Raw genomic sequence first — 18,644 nt, 5'->3', positions numbered from 1 at the left:
TGGGAATTGGTTAGGGAAAGCGGCGAAGTTGTGGCACTGCGGGCACTTGCATGGCTGGTTGCCCATGACGAGTTGCGGCCCGTGTTCCTGGGCTCCACGGGCCTTGCGCAGGAGGATCTGCTGCACCGGGCAGACGATCCCGAGATGCTGGCCGCGATCCTCGACTTCCTGCTGATGGACGATGCCTGGGTCATCGCCTTCTGCCAGGCAGAGGGGCTGCCGGGGGAGGCGCTGCTGCAGGCCCGCGCGGACCTGCCCGGCGGAAACGACCCGCACTGGACGTGATCGGGCAAAACGGGCCACACGGCGATTGCATTGCCAGACCGCAGTCGGCAAGACGGTCGTGACGGCGCGGAATACGGTGTGCAGATGGTCGCGATCACGGCAATTCTCTTCGACAAGGATGGCACGCTTTTCGATTTCCACCGCAGTTGGGGAAGCTGGGCGGCCGGTATTCTGGACGACCTGGAGGCCCGGCAGGCTGCGGACAAGGCGGCCCTTGCAACGGCGCTGGGCTTCGATGTGGAAAGTGGCTGCTTCCTGCCGTCCAGCCCCGCGATTGCCGGCACGCCCGGCGACGTGGTGCGGGTGATGATGCCGCATCTGCCGCAGATGCGGCCCAATGAACTGGCCAACTGGCTGATCGATGCGGCGGAACACGCGCCCATGGTTCCGGCCGTGCCACTTGATCCGCTGATGGAACGCCTTGCCGCGCGGGGTCTGACACTCGGTGTCGTGACAAACGATGCAGAGGGTCCCGCGCGCGCGCATCTGGACGGTGCGGGAATCCTTGCACGTTTCGATTTCGTTGCCGGCTGCGACAGTGGCCACGGTGCAAAGCCCGATCCCGGCCCTCTGTTGGCCTTTGCCCGGGAAACCGGGCGGGGTGCGGGCGAGGTGATGATGGTGGGCGACAGCCGCCATGACCTGAATGCGGGCCGCGCGGCGGGCATGATGACCGTGGGGGTTCTGACCGGTCTTGCCCGGGCCGAGGGTCTGGCCGATCTCGCCGATGCGGTTCTGCCCGATATCGGGCATTTGCCCGCCCTGCTGGACCGGTTGGCGGGCCCCGCCCCCGGGCCAAGCGCGTGACCGGCGCCACGGCATCGCCGCTGACCGGGCGCATTGCCCTTGGCCTGATCGGCTTGGCGGGCGGTGCGGCGGCCTGGGCGCTGCGCGATGTCGCGCCGGGATATCTGGCGGATGCCCCGCGGCAATTGCTGTTCCTGCGAAGCCTCGCCGCCGCGTTCTTCGCCACGGCGCTGGCGCTTGCGGGGCCGCTCCGGCTTTGGCCGGCGCTTGCGGCGGCGGCTGTCTTTGCGCTGCCGCTGGCGGGGTTGATGACCTGGGCCAGCCTGCGCTTCGATACGGTGGCGGTCTATCTCGACACCGGGCATCCGGTGGCCGCTGTCGCGCTGTTGTGGTTCTTGCCGCTGCCGTTCCTGATCGCCGCCATCGGCCGTGGCACGCGATGGTCGGACTATGCCGTGCTGTTCGACCAGTCATGGATGATCGTCGTGCGCTTTACGGCCTCGTGGCTCTTCGTGGGGCTGGTCTGGGCGGTGCTGTTCCTGTCGAACGCGCTGTTGGAGATCGTGGGCATCGACCTGATCGCGCGCCTGATCGCACGTGGGGAAATCGTGTTCCTGCTGTCGGGTCTGACGCTGGGGCTGGCGCTCGCGGTCGTCGGAGAGTTGTCGGACTACATCTCTTCGGAACTGTTGCTGTTGCTGCTGCGCCTTCTGCTGCCGGTGGTTCTGGTCGTCATTATCGTGTTTCTGGGTGCGGTGCCGTTTCGCGGGCTGACCCAGCTTTTCGGGGAATTCTCTGCCGCCGGTCTTCTGCTGGCCATGGCCTTCGGCGCGACGATGCTGATTTCCAGCGGGCTCGACACCGGGGGAGAGGATCGACCGGTCGGGCGGCTGACCTGCTTTTTCGCGTGGAGCCTGTCGCTGTTGCTGCCCGCGCTGGCGGGCCTTGCGCTGTTCGCGATCTGGCTGCGCGTTCAGCAATACGGGCTGACGCCGGATCGGGTGTTCGCCAACGCGCTGGCCGGTCTGGCATTGGGCTATGGGCTGGCCTATGCGGCGTCGCTGCTGGGCGGGCGGGGATGGGCCGCGCGGATCAGGCGGGCAAATGTCCTGATGGCGCTGGTCGCGATTGCGACCTTTGCGGCCGTCTTCACCCCGGTTCTGAATTTGCAGAAGATCGCCGCCGACAATCAGGTCGCGCGCTTTGCAACCGGTAAGGCCAGCGCCGACGAACTGGATTTGTGGACCATCGGGCGCGACTGGGGCCCCGCTGGCGCTGCGGCGCTGGCCCAGCTTGCGGCCCTGACAGAGCATCCGGAGGCCACCCGCCTTGCCGAACGGCTGGCGCTGCTGAACGATGCCGAAAGCCGGCACGCCTTTGATCATGGCGACGGCATCGATGACGGCGCGCGGGCGCGGGCGGAAATCGCGTCGGGCCTGCCCGTGCGTCCCGAGGGCGCAACCCTGCCCGGCGATCTGCTCGAAAGCCTCCGGCCTTGGGAGTTGCAGCAGATCGCGCAGGCCTGCCGGGCCCGCACGGCCAATGGCAATCCCGCTTGCGTCGCCCTTGTCGCCGATTTCTCGGAACCGCGTGGCGGGGATGAGGTGCTTGTCGTTGCGCAGCCCCCCGGCAGTGCGGCGCTGCTCCGTGCCTATTTCCGGAACGAGGATGCGCCGGGCTTTTCGATGCGCAGCCCTGAATATCTTGCGGGCGGGGCGGTTTATCGCACGGCGGGGTCGCTGATCGACGCGCTGATCGACGGGACCTACAGCCTGGAGCCTGTGCCGCTGAACGCGTTGCAGGCCGATGGCAGACGGCTGTTTTTCGGTCGCTGATCCGCAGCGGGATTTGCCGTTTATTAACGTGCTCCGGGCTACCAAATGCACACAGTTGTGCAGTAACGAAGTGGGTCAGACCGATGCATGGGCTCGTCAACCGGGCGATACAGTATTTTATTTCGACGACATACGGGCCTGAGCTTTGGGACCGTATCGCACGCGACGCGGGCGCCGAAAGCCGTGGGTTTTCGGCGCTGCTGAACTACAGCGATGCGATGACCGGCGCGCTGATCAGCAGTGCGGCCGAAAGCCTGAACCAGCCCCGATCGATGTTGCTGGAGGATCTCGGGACGTTCCTTGTGTCCGATCCGTCGCTGGAGCCGCTGCGGCGGCTTCTTCGGTTCGGCGGGGAAACATTTTCCGACTTCATATACTCGCTGGAGGATTTTCCCGAACGTTTGCGCCTGATCGTGCCGGATTTCCCGGTTCCGGAACTGGAACTGCAAGAGGACGGCGGCGGCAGTTTCCTGCTGCGCTCCCGCAACGGGATGGAATGCTGCATTCACGTGATGGAGGGCATGCTGCGCGCCATTGCCGATGACTACGGTGCCCTTGTCCTGCTTGAGGTCGAAGAGGCGCATGCCGATGGCGGCCTTCTTCGGATCAATCTTTTGGACGTGAAATTCTCCGAGGGCAGGGCCTTTTCTCTCAGCGGGACGCTGGCATGACGTCGGGCCTGGAGAATGTCGGCAGCAATCGCGTGATCGGCCTGTCGGGTTCGGCGCTTGATTCGCTGATGCCGATGCATATTTGGGTAGGCGCCGGAAATTTCGTGGTCCGGGCCGGACCGACGCTGACGCGGCTGGCCGGGCGGTCTTTGCACGAACGCCGACTGGATGAGGTTCTGTGCCTGTCCCGCCCCCGGCAATCCCATTCACTGGATCAGCTTCTGCGGATGCAGGGCATGCAATTGCGGGTGTCGCTGACCGATGTGCCCGATTTGCCGCTCAAGGGGCATATCGTGGCCCTTCCCGGTGGGACGGGGGCGTTTCTGAACCTGTCCCTGGGGATTTCGCTCTTCGAAGCGGTCAAGCGGTTCGATCTGAAGCTGAACGATTTCGCCCCGTCCGAACTTGCCGTCGAACTTCTGTACCTGATGGAGGGCAAGGCGGCGATCACCGGAGAGTTGAAGCGCCTGGCGCAGCAGTTGAACGGCGCGCGCGAGTTCGCCGAAAACGAAGCCGCCACCGATACGTTGACGGGTCTGTTGAATCGTCGCGGATTCGAGGCCGCCCTCGACGACCTGCTGACGTCAAAACGACGCTTTGCCCTGATGCATGTCGATCTGGATCATTTCAAGCAGGTCAACGACACCCACGGCCATGCCGCGGGCGACAGGGTTCTTGCCACGGCTGCGCGGATCCTCAGGGCCCAGTGCCGGGAGAAAGACCTCGTTGCACGTTTCGGCGGGGATGAGTTCATTGTTCTTTTCGTCGATCTGGTCGACCCGGACAGCCTGTTGGCCGCGGCGGAGCGGATGATCGCCCGGCTGGAGGAACCGATCCGGTTTTCCGACATCACTTGCCGCATTTCGGGCAGCATCGGTATCAGCATTGCCGACGGCATTGTGCCAACCGACCCCAAGCGGTTGATCCACGAGGCCGATGTTGCCCTCTATGCCTCCAAGCGGCGGGGGCGCGGATGCGCCACGGTGTTCCACAACGCGCAGGAAGAGGGTGAAACCGAGGTGCCCAAGGCCGGTTGACGACAACGTTGTGGCCTGCCCCGGCACCGGTCGGCGGGTGTGTCGTTCGACAACGGGGGGGGGCGGGTCAGACGCGGCGCCCCCACAGGTCGTAATCGCCGGCCTCGTCCACCTCGACCGTCACGATATCGCCGGGGGATAGTCCCTCGGTCCCCTCGTCGATGAACAGGCAGCCGTCGATTTCGGGGGCGTCCGCCTTTGTACGGCAGGTTGCGATGCCGTCCTCGTCGATATCGTCCACGATGACGTCCAGATGCCGCCCGACCTTGGCGGCCAGCTGCGCCTCTGAAATGGCCTGCGCGGCTTCCATGAACCGTTCCCACCGGTCCTGCTTCACCTCGGCGGGCACATGGTCGGGCAGGGCGTTCGACTGTGCGCCTGCGACGTCTTCGTACTGGAAGCACCCCACCCGGTCGAGTTGCGCCTCCTCCAGCCAGTCGAGCAGGGTCTGGAACTCTGCCTCTGTCTCGCCCGGATAGCCGACGATGAAGGTGGAGCGCAGGGCGATATCGGGGCAGATCGCGCGCCATGCGGCGATTTCGTCCAGCGTCTTGGCCGCGGCGGCCGGACGCGCCATGCGTTTCAGCGTGTCGGGATGGGCGTGCTGGAACGGGATGTCGAGATAGGGCAGGATCAGCCCCTCGGCCATCAGCGGGATCAGCTCGCGCACATGGGGGTAGGGGTAGACGTAGTGCAGCCGTATCCATGCTCCGAGTGAGCCAAGATCGCGGGCCAGATCGGTGATATGGGCGCGGTGGCCATTCTGCGTGCCGTGTTTGAGATCGACCCCATAGGCCGATGTATCCTGGCTGATGACCAGCAGTTCCTTTACCCCGGCCTCGACCAGCTTCTCCGCCTCGCGGATCACCGCATGGGCCGGGCGTGACGCCAGCCGCCCCCGCATGTCGGGGATGATGCAGAACCGGCAATGGTGGTTACAGCCTTCGGAGATTTTCAGATAGCTGTAATGCCGCGGGGTCAGCTTCACGCCGGCGGGGGGCAGAAGGTCGACGAACGGGTCGGGGTCCGGCGGCACCGCGGCATGCACGGCATCCAGAACCTGTTCGTATTGATGGGGGCCTGTGACGGCCAGAACGCTGGGATGCGCACCGGTGATGAAGGCGGGCTCTGCGCCCAGGCAGCCGGTCACGATCACCCGCCCGTTTTCGGCCAGCGCCTCGCCGATGGCCTCAAGGCTCTCGGCCTTGGCCGAGTCCAGAAACCCGCAGGTGTTCACGATCACCGCGTCCGCGCCGGCATAGTCGGGGCTGATCGCATAGCCCTCGGCGCGCAGGCGGGTCAGAATACGCTCGCTGTCGACGAGTGCCTTGGGGCAGCCCAGCGACACCATGCCGATGGTGGGCTGGCCGGGGCGGGCGGTCTCTGTCAGTCGCGCGCGGGGCGCGATATCGGGGCGGAGGTCTGGCGGGTTGCTCATAGCCAGCGTCCTAGCGCAAGTGGGGCCGGCGCAAAAGGATATTGGGCAAGCATTCCGTCACCAGTGCGTCAGGCAATATCGGACGCCGCCAAACCCAGATGCGGCCCGCCAGATCGGGCGGGCCGCGTGGGTCGTGCCTGGCCAAATACGATCAGCGCTTGCGGTCGCGCCGCGCGCTCATCGGTTGGAAGGCGACGCTGACATGGGCCTCGCAATAGGGTTTGCCCTGCTGCACCGGCAGGCCGCAGAACCAGAAATCGTCGGTCGCGGGGTCGCCGATGGGCCATTTGCAGGTGCGCTCCGTCAACTCCATCAACGAGATCTTGCGGGCCGTCTTTTCCACCTCGCGGACCGAGGCCAGCGTCTCGGGGCTGATCTCGTTGGCAGAGGGTTGCGGCGGCAGCGGCTGACCGGCCGGCACGATCGGCTTGCGGATCGCGGGCGTCGTCGCGGGCTCTGCCGCCTTCTCGGGTTCGGGCGGGTCCGCTGCGGCGGGCTCGGCCTCCGTCTCCGGGGCTTCCGGGGCGGGGCCTCGGCCTCGGGCTTGGCGGCGGGCTTGTCCTTTGCTGCGGCAGGCTTGGCCGGGGGCGGGGCGCTGCCGGCCCGGTTCGAAAGGCCCAGCCGGTGCACCTTGCCGATCACCGCGTTGCGTGTGACCCCGCCCAATTCCTTGGCGATCTGGCTGGCCGACTGGCCCTCTGCCCACATACGTTTCAGCGTTTCGACACGCTCTTCGGTCCAGGACATGTGTGTTTCCTTGGTTGGGCTGGCGGCGACGGCGGAATGCGCGCGTTTGCCTGCCGGCTTGGAGAAATCCCTCAGGGACCTATTCTAATCCGGGCCGGTTCGGGGATACAAGCATCCGGCGAGGAAAGGGGCAGGCCATGGCATCGACAGAAATGGGCGTCAGGCGTTTCGGCCGGGTTAACTGGCTGGGGCTTTACACGCTGAGCATCCGTGAGATCCAACGTTTCCTTGCGGTCTGGACCCAGACCATCGCGGCCCCGCTGGTCACCGCGGCGCTGTTTCTGGGGGTGTTCTCCCTGGCCATCGGCGGGACGCGGGGTGCGGTCATGGGCGTGCCCTACATCCATTTCCTTGCCCCCGGCATCCTGATGATGACGGTGATCCAGAATGCCTTTGCCAACACGTCGTCCTCGATCCTGATTTCCAAGGTGCAGGGCAATATCGTCGATACGCTGATGCCGCCGCTTTCGGCCGCCGAACTGCTGGTCGGCTATGTCGCGGGCGGCGTGGTGCGCGGTCTGCTGGTGGCGCTGGCCGTGGGCCTGCTGATGTTGCTGGTGCTGGGCATGGGCGTGGCGCATCCGCTCTGGGCGCTGGTTTTCGTGCTGCTCGGCTCGTCCTTCCTGTCGGCGCTGGGCATTGTGGCGGCGATCTATGCCAACAAGTTCGACCAGATGGCCGCGATCACCAATTTCATCATCACCCCGCTCAGCTTTCTATCCGGCACCTTTTATTCCATCGAGCGTCTGCCGCTGCCGATGCAGATCGTGACCCATGTGAACCCGGTCTTCTACCTGATCGACGGGGTTCGCTACGGCATCATCGGTACATCCGACAGCTCTCCGTGGCTGGGGCTGGCCGTCTGCTCGGCCGCGACGGGGGGCGTGATGTATCTGTGTTGGCGCTGGTTCCGGAACGGGTATCGTATCAAGGCCTGAGGTTCGGCCGACCGACCCCGGGGCTGACTCCGGTAAACTGGCTGGGGGTGGAGGCATACATGCAGCGCATCTTTCTGGCTTTGATCGGGATGGCACTGGTGCAGGTGCTGTGGGCGCCGGTGCTGTATGCCGATATCCCGATGGCGCCGCTGATCGGCTGGGCGCGGCTACAGCACGCATGGGTCATTCTTCTGGCCATCGGGATCGAGGCGGCGGCGATCAAATGGCTGTTCGCGCTCGGCTGGCGCAGGGCTGCGGTGCTCTCGGTCGTCGTCAACGCGGTCACGGCGGCGTTGGGTCTGGTGGTTTATCCCGTCCTCGGCATGGGGCTGTACCCGCTTATCGCACCGTTGGTTCTGGGGGTGACATATGGCTCTCCGGCGGTCGAGGCAGGCGTGGCACTCGCATTCGTCACGCTGGTCGACACGGCTGTTGAGTTGGCCCTGCTGAGGGTCGCCTTCGGGCTGGCGGCCGGGTGGGGCCGATCGTTCGGCTTCCTGCTTGCAAACGCGTTGAGTGCGGCATTGCTGCTGGCGGTACTGGCCCAGGCCGAGGGCACCTCCCGCATGCCGGACGAAGAGGTTGCCCGGCTGGAGGCGACCTATGCGCCCGAGATCGCCTTCATGCAGCAGATCGTGGACGACCTTGACGCGGTCTATGCCGCCCACGACACGTTGTCTGGCACCACATGGGCGGCGGAAACCGCCACGGCGGCCAATGACTTGCGCTTCCGGCGTCTCTACGTGGCCAAGAAATATGCCCACTACCTGGTGTTCGGCTCAGGGCTCCACAGCACGGCAGAGCGGCGGGGCGACATGATCTTCCGGCGCGGCCGGGTCGACGTCTGGCGCTCCGCGACCCAAGGGGGTGTCTGGTACTACGGATATACCATTCATGGCGGGCGGGGTGCCCACGCCCCAAGGGTCACGGCCTTGTTCGACCGACCCTGAACCGGGCCAGAACGAACCGATCAGGCCCGATGCGCCCCATCGGCCAACGCCTTGACATAGGCCAGGATCTCGGGGACGGGCCGCCGGTCCTCGACCTGCTTCACGATGGCAGAGCCGACGACCGCGCCATCGGCCACGCCCGCGATGGCCTCTGCCGTTTCGGGCGTCTTGATGCCGAAGCCCACGATCACCGGCAGGTCGGTCTGGCCCTTGATCCGCGCGACCTCGGGGGCGACATCGGCCGCCTGTGCCTCTGCCGCGCCGGTGATCCCGGTGATCGAGACGTAATAGACGAAGCCAGAGGTGTTTTGCAGCACCCGCGGCAGGCGCTTGTCATCGGTGGTCGGCGTGGCCAGCCGGATGAAGTTCAGCCCCGCCTTCTGCGCGGGGATGCAAAGCTCGTCATCCTCCTCGGGCGGCAGGTCCACCACGATCAGCCCGTCGATGCCGGCCTCTTTCGCGTCTTTCAGAAAGGTATCGACGCCCCGGTTATAGATTGGGTTGTAGTAGCCCATCATCACGATGGGCGTGCTGTCGTCGCCTTCGCGGAACGCCTTTGCCATATCCAGCGTCTTTTGCAGGGTTTGCCCGCCTTCCAGCGCGCGCTGCCCGGCCAGCTGAATCGTCGGGCCATCGGCCATCGGGTCGGTGAAGGGCAGGCCCAGTTCGATGATATCGACGCCGGCACCCGGCAGCCCCTTCACGATCTCAAGCGAGGTGTCGTAGTCGGGATCGCCGGCCATGACATAGGCAACGAAGGCCTTCTTGCCCTCGGCTTTCAGGCGCTGGAAGGTATCGTCGATCCGGGTCATGTCGGTCCTCGCAACTGGTTCGGGACCACTTGCAGAATGCCGCGCGAAAAATCAAGGCGGCATGGCGCGGGCCGTCTGTCGGGCCCGGCGGTCAGAGGATGTCCAGCGTCACCGGGAAATGGTCGGAACCATCGCGAAGCGCCGGTTTCAGCGGTTCCGCCAGATCAAGCTGCCAGGGGTTCCAGACCTTCGCCCCACCCTCGGCCACCGCGACCTTGCGGGATGCAAGGATATGGTCGATCAGCGCGTTGACCGTGTCGCCGGTGAACGCGTCGGTGAACCGCGCCGTCGACGGCTCCCACCCATAGCGGCCCCATTTCGGCATGCCCAGATGGCTGCACAGGATATCCTCGGGCTCGAAGATGCTGCCCATGATGACCTCGACCGCGCTGCGCCCGAAGCGCCCTTCGTAGAAATCAAAGCCCGGCCCGTCATTGATATCCCCCATCACAACGACCGGGCGGCCGTCATGAAGCCAGTCGGTCGCGCGGTTCCGGATCGAGGTGCATTCGGCGAAAAGCTTGCGCCGGTTGCGTTCCGATGCGCGCTCGAAATGCACGCGGTCCATGGCGTCGAAGATGCCCTTCGATTTCGCATGCACCACCATCAGCCAGAAATCGTCGCCGCCGTCCTTGCGCGTGACCTTGGCCTCCAGCGGCGGGCGGTAGTGCTTGTAAAGCTCCTTTATGCCGTCCCCGTCGCTGTCCATCTGGAACTGCTCATTGAACGGCGGGTCAGAGACGGAACCTTTCCGGCCATCCGGATCATGGGTCACCTCGAACACGTCTGGGTCGTAGAGCACCGCGATTTCCTGCCGCCCGGCCGATGGAAAGCCCATAAGTGCCTTGCGCTGGCGCAACCCGCGGGCTGCTGCAAAGCCCTCAAGCGCTGCGACCGTGTTCCGTTCGCCGGTCGTGGTCGTGGTATTCGGCGCCTCGGTGATCCCCACCAGATCGGGGTCGATTTCCGACAGGACTGCCGCAACCCCGTCGAACTTGGCCACCGACTTGGCGCCGGTCTTCATCGAATTGTCTGCTTCGAAATGGTTGTCGAACCATTCGATATTGTACGACATCAGCCGGGGCATGACGAAAACCTGCGGTTGCGAAGAGATTGAACGCGAATAGGCAACAGTATGCGTCAGGGAGCCCCGATTCTCAACGTCGCGGCCCTTGCGCGGGGCCTGTCCGCGGGGTAGGTGGCCCCGCAACCCGAACGCGGAGAGACAGATGGGATTCAAGACCGGCATCGTCGGCCTGCCGAACGTGGGCAAGTCGACGCTCTTCAACGCGCTGACCCGCACCGCGGCGGCGCAGGCGGCGAACTTCCCCTTCTGCACGATCGAACCCAATGTGGGCGAGGTCGCGGTGCCCGATCCGCGGCTGGACAAACTGGCCGAAATCGCCGGATCGAAGCAGATCATCCCCACCCGCATGACCTTTGTCGACATTGCCGGTCTGGTGAAGGGCGCGTCCAAGGGCGAGGGGCTGGGCAACCAGTTTCTGGCCAATATCCGCGAATGTGACGCCATCGCCCATGTGTTGCGCTGTTTCGAGGATGGCGATGTGACCCATGTTGAGGGCCGCGTCGACCCCGTTGCCGATGCCGAGGTGATCGAGACCGAATTGATGCTGGCCGACATGGAGTCGATCGAGAAGCGGCTCCAGAACCTCGTGCGCAAGGTGCGCGGCGGCGACAAGGAGGCGGTTCAGCAGGAACGCCTGCTGAACGCCGCCATGGCCGCGCTGGAATCGGGGCAACCGGCCCGCACGGTCGAGGTGGCCGAAGACGACGAAAAAGCATGGAACATGCTGCAACTGCTGACCGCAAAGCCCGTGCTTTACGTCTGCAACGTGGCCGAGGACGAGGCGGCAGAGGGCAATGCCAATTCCGCCGCGGTGGCGAAGATGGCCGCGGAACAGGGCGCGGCCAGCGTTGTGATCTCTGCCAAGATCGAGGAGGAGATCAGCCAGCTTGACGCCGAAGAGGCCGAGATGTTCCTGTCGGAACTGGGGCTGGAAGAGGCCGGGCTGGACCGGCTGATCAAGGCGGGGCACAAGCTTCTGGGTTTGCAGACCTATTTCACCGTCGGCCCGAAAGAGGCCCGGGCCTGGACCATCCCCGAAGGCACGCCAGCCCCCAAGGCCGCCGGCGTCATCCACGGCGATTTTGAACGCGGCTTCATCCGGGCAGAAACCATCGCCTATGACGATTTCATCGCCTGCGGCGGCGAGCAGGGCGCCAAGGATGCCGGCAAGATGCGGGCGGAGGGCAAGGGATACGTGGTCAAGGACGGCGACGTCCTGCACTTCCTGTTCAACACCTAAGCGGCTGCTGAAAAAGCCCACGACATGCGCCTGAGGTCGAGAGCGTTCGGAACACCGTCCCGACGCTGGCCCGGGCTGCGCCCACCCCGAGTTAGGCGCGGCCCTTTTTGCCTTGCGCCATCGTTGCTTACAAGGATCGGTTTTCTGTTGCGACGGCAGGATTTCTGGTTTTCAGCAACCTGATAAGGCGTTCCCCTAACGCAGCGCCGCCTCAAGCCGCGCCCATTCCGCCTCCGTTCCCGGCAGGCCAAGCCGAAGCCAGCGGTCGGAATAGGGGAAGATGCGCGACCAGATATGCGCCTGTGCCAATCGCATCTGCGTGGCCCGGGCATCGGGCGTGTCATACAGCCGGAAAAGCGCCGTCCCCCCGACAAGTGTCCATCCGGCCCGCGCCGCAAGGGCATCCGCCCGTGCCGCGTCCTCGCCCAGCCGCGCGATGCTGTCCGCCCGCCATGCATCATCGGCCAGCGCCTGCCCCCCGATATCCAACGCCGGGCCAGAGACCGCCCAGGGGCCTGCCTGTTGGGCCATCCGTCCAAGATGCTGATCTGCCCCCAGCGCAAATCCCAACCGCAGTCCGGCCAGCCCGTAGAACTTTCCGAACGACCGCAGCACGACGACATTGTCCGGGCAGGGGCCTGTCAGGACCGACAGGCCGGGATGCGGATCGGCAAAGCTTTCGTCGATCACCAGCAGCCCGACCTTTGCCGCAAGGTCGCGCAACGTGTCAGGGGCGGTCTGCCGCCCGTCTGGATTGTTGGGGTTGACCAGAATGCCCAACCCCGCCCCCGCCAGGTCACCGACCGTGCCGACCTGCACGATGTCGGCGCCGGCCGCGGTCAGGGCGGCGGCATATTCATTGTAGGTCGGTCCCATGATGCGCACGGGCCCCGCCGCCCGAAGGCAGGGCAATAGCTGGATCGCGGCCTGCGCCCCGGCCAAGGGCAAGATCGGCCAGTCGGTGCCATAGGCCCCGCGCGCCGCGACGATCAGGCGGTCGGTGTCCGCCCGGCCGGGAAGGGTGCGCCATGCCGCGGGCGCTGGGGCGGAAAACGGATAGGGCACGCGATTGATCCCGGTCGACAGGTCGATCCAGTCCTCCGGCGTGCCGCCATGTCGTGCGCATGCGGCGGTCAGGTCGCCGCCATGGTCCCTGTGTTTTGTCATGGGGGTGTCTTTGCCGGTTCAGGCCGCAAAGGCAAGCAGCGCAAGGCCAGCGGCCAGCATCCCCATCGCCCGCAGGTACAGCGACAGGCCGCGGTTCAAATCCCGCGCGTCCGGATCCGGTGCGCCCGCGTTCAGCCAAGGCTCCTCGCTCACCCGGTCGCAATAGCTGCGCGGGCCGGAGAGCCGCACCCCCAGTGCCCCGGCCATCGCGGCCTCGGGCCAGCCCGCATTGGGGGACCGGTGGGCGCGGGCATCGCGGCGCATCACGGCGACGGCGTGCAAGGGGCGCCCCGACACCGCGCAGAACAAGAACCCCGTCAGCCGCGCCGGGATCAGGTTGGCCACGTCATCCAGCCGTGCGGCCACGCGCCCGAAGTGCAGGTGGCGGTCATTGCGGTGCCCGATCATGCTGTCCAGCGTGTTGATCGCCTTGTAGCCCGCAATCCCGGGCAGTCCGAACACCACCCCCCAGAACACCGGCGCCACCACCCCGTCAGAGGCATTTTCGGCAAGGCTTTCCAGCGCGGCACGGGCCAGCCCGGCATCGTCCAACTGCGCCGGGTCGCGCCCGACGATCATCGACACCGCGCGCCGCGCGCCGGGCAGATCGCCCGCGGCCAAAGGTGCGGCGACCCATGCCACGTGATCGCGCAGGCTGCGTGTCGCAACCAGCGGCGCGGCCAGCAGTCCGGTCAGAACCATGCCAAGCACCCCCCCGGGCAGCAGCGCCGATATGGCAAGGGCCGGCAGTACCGCTGCGGCAACCGTCAGCGCCACGGTCACCGCCCCGCGCCGCCGCCGGGTGTCATCGTCCAGATCGGGCCGGTTCCAGCGCCGCTCCAGCCTGTCGATCAGGGCGCCGATCCATGTCACAGGATGCCCGATCCGTCGGTAAAGCGTATTGGGCCAACCGAAGGCGCCCTCGACCGCCATCGCGATAATCATCGCGGCTGCACTCATCCCCGCCCCCCTGTCCGGAACCGGATCACATGGCCAAGCCCCGCCTGTCGTAATGCCTCACCGGCTGCCGGCGGCGCGGTGCCGGGCGCGAACAACAGGCCGAGCGCTGTGCCCGTATGGGCCGCGACGATCCCAAGCGCGCCATGTTTGCGACCGACCGACCAAACCGGTGCCGGGTCCGGCCCGCCGCGCAGCGCATGGTTGCGGCGTGCGCTTTCGGTTGCCAACTCCGCCAGCACTGTGCGGGGGGGCGCCTTGGCCCAAGCCGCCACCAGATCCTCGATATCGGCAAAGCGCAAATCGGCGGGGTTGGTCCGCGTGCCCTGCCCGGCGAATCCGCCCACCACGTCAAAGGCCGGCAGGGGCGGCAAGTGTGCGATGATGCGGGCCTGCCGCGGTGCCCAGAGAAGACGCTCGGCTGTGTCATGCATCAGCGGATCGCTGGCGCCTTCCACCGCATGGCAAATGGCGGCTTCGGACGCCGGCGGGCGGGGGGCGTCGTCCAGGCATCGCAACGCCGCCAGCAGCGCGGCGGTGGATGCGCCCGCCCCGCCCCCCGGCGGCATCCGGGCCGCAATGCGCCAACGGCCGGAGGTCGAGCGCCGCCCCGTCAGCGCGAACAGCTCTGCCATCTGGCCCCGGCTCAGCACCCGCGCCGCCCCTTGCCACATGCCGAACCCCGTCCCGGGGTGCCATGTCGCGCGGACGCTCAGGGCCGGGCAGGGCAGCGTGATCAGGGCCACCGGCCCCTCTGCCCCCAGACGCCCCTGCAGCAGTTCGCCGAAATGGCCGGCGACGGTGGCGCGGCGGGGCTGGCGGATGGGGAACGGACGGACAGGCAGGGGGCGCATCGGGTTTCCAACTGTGGATCGTGCCGTGGGAATGGCATTCTCCCCCGTCCGATGCAACGGCCCGCCCTTGACAGACCGCATCACGATGCGATCTCTGGCGCAGCGGTCCGGTGCTTCCGACGGAAGTGAAAAGGGAAGCCGGTGCAATACCGGCGCTGCCCCCGCAACTGTAAGCGGCGAGCCTTTGCCCAGATGCCACCGGTTCCGTCCGGGAAGGCGGGCAAACAGGCCGAGACCCGCGAAGCCAGGAAACCTGCCGGATCGACGACGACCCAACCCCGGGCGGCGGGCCCGGCGGCAAGGCGGTATGCGGGCCCCGGGCACGCGCCCCTGCCGTCTGTCTTGCGCCCACTGACCCGCCCCATGTCGGGGCCAAGACCGCGAGGACCCGCAAGATGCAACCCAAGGACCTGACGGCCAGCGACGCCTTCAAGGGGTTCACCAATACCAACTGCCCGTTCATGCCCTGCCATCAGGGCGTGAAGCGGGAGTTCAACTGCCTGTTCTGCTATTGCCCGCTGATCGCCTATGAATGCCCCGGCCCTTACGAGGTGTATACCGACGCCAACGGGCTGACGCGGAAGGACTGTTCGGCCTGCACGCTGCCCCATGACGGCATCCTGCAATCGTGGAACTTCATCCAGCGCTGGCTGGAATATCCGCAGGTCTGGAACGGCAAGCCGCAGACCGAGCCGCCCACCCGCCGTCCGCGGCCCCCGGGCAAGGAAGACGACGGGCAGGAGGATTGAGCCCCGCCGCTTGGTTCTTCGCGCCCCGGTCCCCGATCCGGGGCGTCTCCCGGTTTGGTCGGACTTTGCGGCAGGGGCCGAAAGGTCGATCCGAAGGGTAACGCGGCGCGCGCGCGCTGCGTGCCTATCGTGCTATTGCAAGCAGGGCGTCGAGGTGCAGATCGGCCTCGATCTCGTCGGCAAAGGCGTCAAGCGCCCGGGTCAGCCGCGCAGCGTGGCTTGCCTGCGCCGCCTCAACCCCGATCCCGGACAGCCAGTGCCGCCGGAAGCTGTCCGACGCAAAGAGCCCGTGCACATAGCTGCCCATGACCGCGCCATCGTCCGAGATCGCGCCTTCGGGCGTCCCGCCCGGCCGCAGCCACGGGCGGGCAAGGGCAGGGCCCCGGCTGCGGCCCATATGCATCTCATAGCCGGTGATCCGTGTGCCGCTGAGGCTGTCATCGGCATCGACCTCCACCAGCCGCTTGTCGTCCGTGATCTCGGTTTCGAGGTCGAGCAGGCCCAGCCCCGGCGTGTCCCCGGCCGGTCCCTCGATCCCGTCCGGGTCGCAGACCCGGTGCCCCAGCATCTGGAACCCCGCACACAGGCCCACCACGCGACCGCCGCGCCGCAGATGGGCGCGAATGTCGATATCCCACCCTTCGGCCTGCACGGCCCCAAGCGCGGCCCGCGTGGTCTTGGAGCCGAGCAGGAGGACAACCCGCGCCTCCGCCGGGATCGGCTGGCCCGGTCGGACCCACTGTACCGACACGCCCGGTTCCGCCGCCAGCGGGTCGAGATCGTCGAAATTGGCGATCCGCGGCAGTTCGGGCACGGCGATGACGCAGGCGCCCGGTTCGCCCATGGTGCGGCCAAGGCCCAGCGAATCCTCCTCCGGCAAGCGGCGCGCGGCGTCCGACCAGCGGACGAGCCCCAGAACGGGCCAGCCGGTTTCGGCCCGGATATCGTCGGCCGCGGGAGCGAAGACGCTCGGGTCGCCGCGGAACTTGTTGACGATGACGCCGGCCACTCGTGCGCGCTCGGCATCGGTCCACAGCCGGTGATGGCCGATCGCCGCCGCGGTGACGCCGCCGCGAGAGTCGTCGCCCACCAGAATGCAAGGCAAGTCCGCTGCCTCCGCCAGCCCCATGTTGGAGATGTCCTGCGGGCGCAGATACCGCTCCGCTCCGCTGCCCGCGCCTTCGATCAGCACCAGGTCATGGGTGGCCGACAGACGGTCGAGGCTGTGGCACACCTGCGCGCGCAAGGACGGTTTCAACGCCTGATAGGCGGCGGCTGAATAGCGCCCCTGCACGCGCCCCTGCACGACCACCTGCGCATCGACATCCGTTTCAGGTTTCAGCAGCACCGGGTTCATATGCACCGAAAGCGGCACGCCCGCGGCGCGCGCCTGCAGCGCCTGCGCGCGCCCGATCTCTCCGCCATCGGCGGTGACGGCGGCGTTGTTCGACATGTTCTGCGCCTTGAACGGCGCGACGCGCATGCCGCGGCGGGCATAGGCCCGGGCCAGACCGGCGACCAGCAGGCTCTTGCCCACATCCGACCCGGTGCCCAGCACCATCAGCCGCCGGGCGGTCATCGGGCCAGCGCCAGCAGCGCGTCGAGATCCAGATCGGTTTCCAACTGGTCGGCCAGTGCGTCCAGCGCGTCGTCCACTTGTGTCTCGTAGTCCAGCCCCGAGGCCGCACCGCCCATCTGTTTCAGCCAATGGCGGCGGAAAGCATCGGCTCCGAATATCCCGTGCACATAGCCGCCCATAACCCGGCCGTTGTCCGACACCGCGCCTTCGGCCGCCCCGTTCAACCGCAGCCACGGGCGGGTCAGCCCCGGCCCGTCGGTGCGGCCCATATGCATCTCGTACCCCGTGACGCGGGCGCCGCTGAGCGTGTCCTCGGCGTCTACCTCCACCAATCGCTTGTCCCCGCCGATGGTCGTCTTGATATCCAGCAGGCCAAGGCCGGGGGTTTCGCCCGGCTCTCCCTCGATCCCCTCGGGGTCGCGCACGACATGCCCCAGCATCTGGAAGCCCGCGCAGATGCCGACGACCCGGCCGCCGCGGCGGATATGGGCAAGGATGTCGATGTCCCATCCCTGTTCGCGGAGCGAGTCTAGCGCGGGCCGCGTGGTCTTCGATCCCGGTAGCAGCACGACATCCGTCTCCGCCGGGATCGGCTGACCGGGCCGGACCCAGCGCAGGTCGACCCCGGGTTCGGATGACAGCGGGTCGAGATCGTCGAAATTCGCCATCCGCGCGATCTGCGGCACCGCGATCACCAGCCCCTGACCGGTGGCGGTTTGCGGGCGTTCGAGCGCCAGCGCGTCCTCGGCGGGCAGGTGGGTGGCTGCATCGAACCAGCGCGCGACGCCCAGCAGCGGCCAGCCGGTCGTTTCGGTCATCGTCGCGCAGGCGGGTTCGTAAAGCGAGAAATAGCCGCGGAACTTGTTGACGATATAGCCCTTGATCCGTGCCCGTTCGTCTTCTGTGTGGAGCAGCCAGCTTCCCACCACCGCGGCCATCGCCCCGCCGCGGTCATTGTCGGTCAGCAGCACGACCGGCAGATCGGCCTCTTCGGCCAGCCGCATATTGGTGATGTCGCAATGGCGCAGCCATGTCTCCGTCCCGGCACCCGCGCCCTCCACCAGCACCAGGTCGGCGTCGGCGGCGACACGGGCGTAGCTGTCGATCACCGCGGGCAGAAGCATGGGCTTGAGGTTGTGATAGTGCCGCGCGGGCCAGTTGCCCAGGGCCCGCCCCCGCAGCACGACCTGAGAGCCGACCATCGCCTGCGGTTTCAGCAGCACCGGGTTCATGTGGATGGACGGTGCCAACCCCGCGGCCCGCGCCTGCAACGCCTGCGCGCGCCCGATCTCCCCCCGCGGGCTGTCGCCATCGGGGCCCGGGGGCAGGTCACTGTCCACCGTCACCGCGGCGTTGTTCGACATGTTCTGCGCCTTGAATGGCGCGACCTTCAGGCCCCGCCTTGCATAGGCCCGGCACAGGCCCGCGACCAGCAGGCTCTTGCCCACGTCGGAACTTGTGCCCTGGATCATCAGCGACCGGCCCCGGCGTGCCGGGGGCGGTGTCAGCATCGGCACGTCGAGATCGGGCAGGGGCGGGGCGTCGTCGTCG

Annotated in this window: 17 protein-coding genes, 1 pseudogene and 1 riboswitch; of the genes and pseudogenes, 9 read left to right on the top strand and 9 right to left on the bottom strand. The window is 66.9% G+C overall.

The genetic code is table 11. From position 1 onward, the window contains the following. Positions 1 to 6 precede the first annotated feature (6 nt). From RGUI_RS06675 to RGUI_RS06655, 5 genes are all read left to right on the top strand, one after another. Positions 7 to 285, top strand: coding sequence for a DUF3572 domain-containing protein (locus tag RGUI_RS06675; RefSeq protein WP_253798949.1), 279 nt, complete (start codon positions 7 to 9; stop codon positions 283 to 285). Between the two features lie 84 nt (positions 286 to 369). After that, a complete protein-coding gene (locus RGUI_RS06670; protein ID WP_081532330.1) occupies positions 370 to 1,092 on the top strand; it encodes an HAD family hydrolase in 723 nt (240 codons plus the stop codon). Next, positions 1,089 to 2,867, top strand: a complete 1,779-nt coding sequence (locus tag RGUI_RS06665; RefSeq protein WP_081532329.1) for a DUF4153 domain-containing protein — start codon at positions 1,089 to 1,091, stop codon at positions 2,865 to 2,867. Before RGUI_RS06670 ends, RGUI_RS06665 begins: the two co-directional genes overlap by 4 nt. Before the next feature lie 83 nt (positions 2,868 to 2,950). Next, entirely contained in the window at positions 2,951 to 3,538 is a 588-nt protein-coding gene (locus RGUI_RS06660) for a heme NO-binding domain-containing protein (RefSeq protein ID WP_081532328.1), read from the top strand. Then, positions 3,535 to 4,575: a GGDEF domain-containing protein gene (locus RGUI_RS06655; protein WP_081532327.1), complete on the top strand. Its 1,041-nt coding sequence runs from the start codon at positions 3,535 to 3,537 to the stop codon at positions 4,573 to 4,575. Before RGUI_RS06660 ends, RGUI_RS06655 begins: the two co-directional genes overlap by 4 nt. A 67-nt stretch (positions 4,576 to 4,642) precedes the next feature. Here RGUI_RS06655 and rimO read toward each other — a convergent pair whose 3' ends face one another. After that, complete coding sequence (rimO, locus tag RGUI_RS06650; RefSeq protein ID WP_081532326.1) at positions 4,643 to 6,013, bottom strand: 30S ribosomal protein S12 methylthiotransferase RimO; 1,371 nt, start codon at positions 6,011 to 6,013, stop codon at positions 4,643 to 4,645. A 151-nt stretch (positions 6,014 to 6,164) separates the two neighbouring features. Further along, positions 6,165 to 6,760: pseudogene (locus RGUI_RS06645) on the bottom strand (GcrA family cell cycle regulator). Positions 6,761 to 6,897: 137 nt separating this feature from the next. Between RGUI_RS06645 and RGUI_RS06640 the strand changes: the two are divergent. Next, on the top strand, positions 6,898 to 7,698 hold the full coding sequence (locus RGUI_RS06640) for an ABC transporter permease (RefSeq protein WP_253798946.1): 801 nt from the start codon (positions 6,898 to 6,900) through the stop codon (positions 7,696 to 7,698). A gap of 59 nt (positions 7,699 to 7,757) precedes the next feature. Beyond that, entirely contained in the window at positions 7,758 to 8,648 is an 891-nt protein-coding gene (locus tag RGUI_RS06635) for a hypothetical protein (RefSeq protein ID WP_081532325.1), read from the top strand. 20 nt (positions 8,649 to 8,668) lie between these two features. Here the strand turns inward: RGUI_RS06635 and trpA are convergent, their stop codons facing one another. Continuing rightward, positions 8,669 to 9,460 (bottom strand): tryptophan synthase subunit alpha, encoded by a 792-nt coding sequence (trpA, locus tag RGUI_RS06630; protein WP_081532324.1) that lies wholly within the window; start codon positions 9,458 to 9,460, stop codon positions 8,669 to 8,671. 91 nt (positions 9,461 to 9,551) lie between these two features. Next, positions 9,552 to 10,535 (bottom strand): endonuclease/exonuclease/phosphatase family protein, encoded by a 984-nt coding sequence (locus RGUI_RS06625; RefSeq protein ID WP_172841095.1) that lies wholly within the window; start codon positions 10,533 to 10,535, stop codon positions 9,552 to 9,554. A gap of 154 nt (positions 10,536 to 10,689) precedes the next feature. Here RGUI_RS06625 and ychF point away from each other — a divergent pair, with 154 nt between their 5' ends. After that, positions 10,690 to 11,787 carry a redox-regulated ATPase YchF gene (gene ychF / locus RGUI_RS06620; protein WP_081532322.1) on the top strand — a complete coding sequence of 366 codons (1,098 nt, stop codon included), beginning with the start codon at positions 10,690 to 10,692 and terminating at the stop codon, positions 11,785 to 11,787. A 195-nt stretch (positions 11,788 to 11,982) separates the two neighbouring features. Here ychF and cobD read toward each other — a convergent pair whose 3' ends face one another. From cobD to RGUI_RS06605, 3 genes are read right to left on the bottom strand one after another with little or no spacing between them, the layout of a single operon-like run. Further along, positions 11,983 to 12,954, bottom strand: coding sequence for a threonine-phosphate decarboxylase CobD (gene cobD / locus RGUI_RS06615; protein WP_081532321.1), 972 nt, complete (start codon positions 12,952 to 12,954; stop codon positions 11,983 to 11,985). A gap of 18 nt (positions 12,955 to 12,972) precedes the next feature. Beyond that, positions 12,973 to 13,914: an adenosylcobinamide-phosphate synthase CbiB gene (cbiB, locus tag RGUI_RS06610; RefSeq protein ID WP_081532320.1), complete on the bottom strand. Its 942-nt coding sequence runs from the start codon at positions 13,912 to 13,914 to the stop codon at positions 12,973 to 12,975. After that, positions 13,911 to 14,765, bottom strand: coding sequence for a hypothetical protein (locus tag RGUI_RS06605; protein WP_081532319.1), 855 nt, complete (start codon positions 14,763 to 14,765; stop codon positions 13,911 to 13,913). The genes cbiB and RGUI_RS06605 overlap by 4 nt, the downstream gene beginning before the upstream one ends. Positions 14,766 to 14,856: 91 nt before the next feature. Further along, positions 14,857 to 15,041: riboswitch (cobalamin riboswitch) on the top strand. A 119-nt stretch (positions 15,042 to 15,160) separates the two neighbouring features. Here RGUI_RS06605 and RGUI_RS06600 point away from each other — a divergent pair. After that, entirely contained in the window at positions 15,161 to 15,514 is a 354-nt protein-coding gene (locus RGUI_RS06600; protein ID WP_081532318.1) for a cysteine-rich small domain-containing protein, read from the top strand. 124 nt (positions 15,515 to 15,638) lie between these two features. Here the strand turns inward: RGUI_RS06600 and RGUI_RS06595 are convergent, their stop codons facing one another. Then, positions 15,639 to 17,093 (bottom strand): cobyric acid synthase, encoded by a 1,455-nt coding sequence (locus tag RGUI_RS06595; RefSeq protein ID WP_081532317.1) that lies wholly within the window; start codon positions 17,091 to 17,093, stop codon positions 15,639 to 15,641. After that, a complete protein-coding gene (locus RGUI_RS06590) occupies positions 17,090 to 18,604 on the bottom strand; it encodes a cobyric acid synthase (protein ID WP_081535996.1) in 1,515 nt (504 codons plus the stop codon). The genes RGUI_RS06595 and RGUI_RS06590 overlap by 4 nt, the downstream gene beginning before the upstream one ends. Positions 18,605 to 18,644 lie beyond the last annotated feature (40 nt).

It is taken from the genome of Rhodovulum sp. P5 (genome assembly GCF_002079305.1).
In the GTDB taxonomy this organism is placed as follows: domain Bacteria; phylum Pseudomonadota; class Alphaproteobacteria; order Rhodobacterales; family Rhodobacteraceae; genus Rhodovulum.
Note: the sequence above shows the minus strand (reverse complement) of the source record. Positions and strands in the feature narration are given on the sequence as shown.

Bases quoted from the DNA above. Each gene is read 5' to 3' on its own strand.
- RGUI_RS06635 (WP_081532325.1), top strand. From the start codon at position 7,758: ATGCAGCGCATCTTTCTGGCTTTGATCGGGATGGCACTGGTGCAGGTG.
- RGUI_RS06600 (WP_081532318.1), top strand. From the start codon at position 15,161: ATGCAACCCAAGGACCTGACGGCCAGCGACGCCTTCAAGGGGTTCACC.
- RGUI_RS06660 (WP_081532328.1), top strand. From the start codon at position 2,951: ATGCATGGGCTCGTCAACCGGGCGATACAGTATTTTATTTCGACGACA.
- RGUI_RS06595 (WP_081532317.1), bottom strand. From the start codon at position 17,093: ATGACCGCCCGGCGGCTGATGGTGCTGGGCACCGGGTCGGATGTGGGC.
- ychF (WP_081532322.1), top strand. From the start codon at position 10,690: ATGGGATTCAAGACCGGCATCGTCGGCCTGCCGAACGTGGGCAAGTCG.
- RGUI_RS06640 (WP_253798946.1), top strand. From the start codon at position 6,898: ATGGCATCGACAGAAATGGGCGTCAGGCGTTTCGGCCGGGTTAACTGG.
- RGUI_RS06590 (WP_081535996.1), bottom strand. From the start codon at position 18,604: ATGCTGACACCGCCCCCGGCACGCCGGGGCCGGTCGCTGATGATCCAG.
- RGUI_RS06605 (WP_081532319.1), bottom strand. From the start codon at position 14,765: ATGCGCCCCCTGCCTGTCCGTCCGTTCCCCATCCGCCAGCCCCGCCGC.
- cbiB (WP_081532320.1), bottom strand. From the start codon at position 13,914: ATGAGTGCAGCCGCGATGATTATCGCGATGGCGGTCGAGGGCGCCTTC.
- RGUI_RS06625 (WP_172841095.1), bottom strand. From the start codon at position 10,535: ATGTCGTACAATATCGAATGGTTCGACAACCATTTCGAAGCAGACAAT.
- RGUI_RS06655 (WP_081532327.1), top strand. From the start codon at position 3,535: ATGACGTCGGGCCTGGAGAATGTCGGCAGCAATCGCGTGATCGGCCTG.
- cobD (WP_081532321.1), bottom strand. From the start codon at position 12,954: ATGACAAAACACAGGGACCATGGCGGCGACCTGACCGCCGCATGCGCA.
- rimO (WP_081532326.1), bottom strand. From the start codon at position 6,013: ATGAGCAACCCGCCAGACCTCCGCCCCGATATCGCGCCCCGCGCGCGA.
- trpA (WP_081532324.1), bottom strand. From the start codon at position 9,460: ATGACCCGGATCGACGATACCTTCCAGCGCCTGAAAGCCGAGGGCAAG.
- RGUI_RS06670 (WP_081532330.1), top strand. From the start codon at position 370: ATGGTCGCGATCACGGCAATTCTCTTCGACAAGGATGGCACGCTTTTC.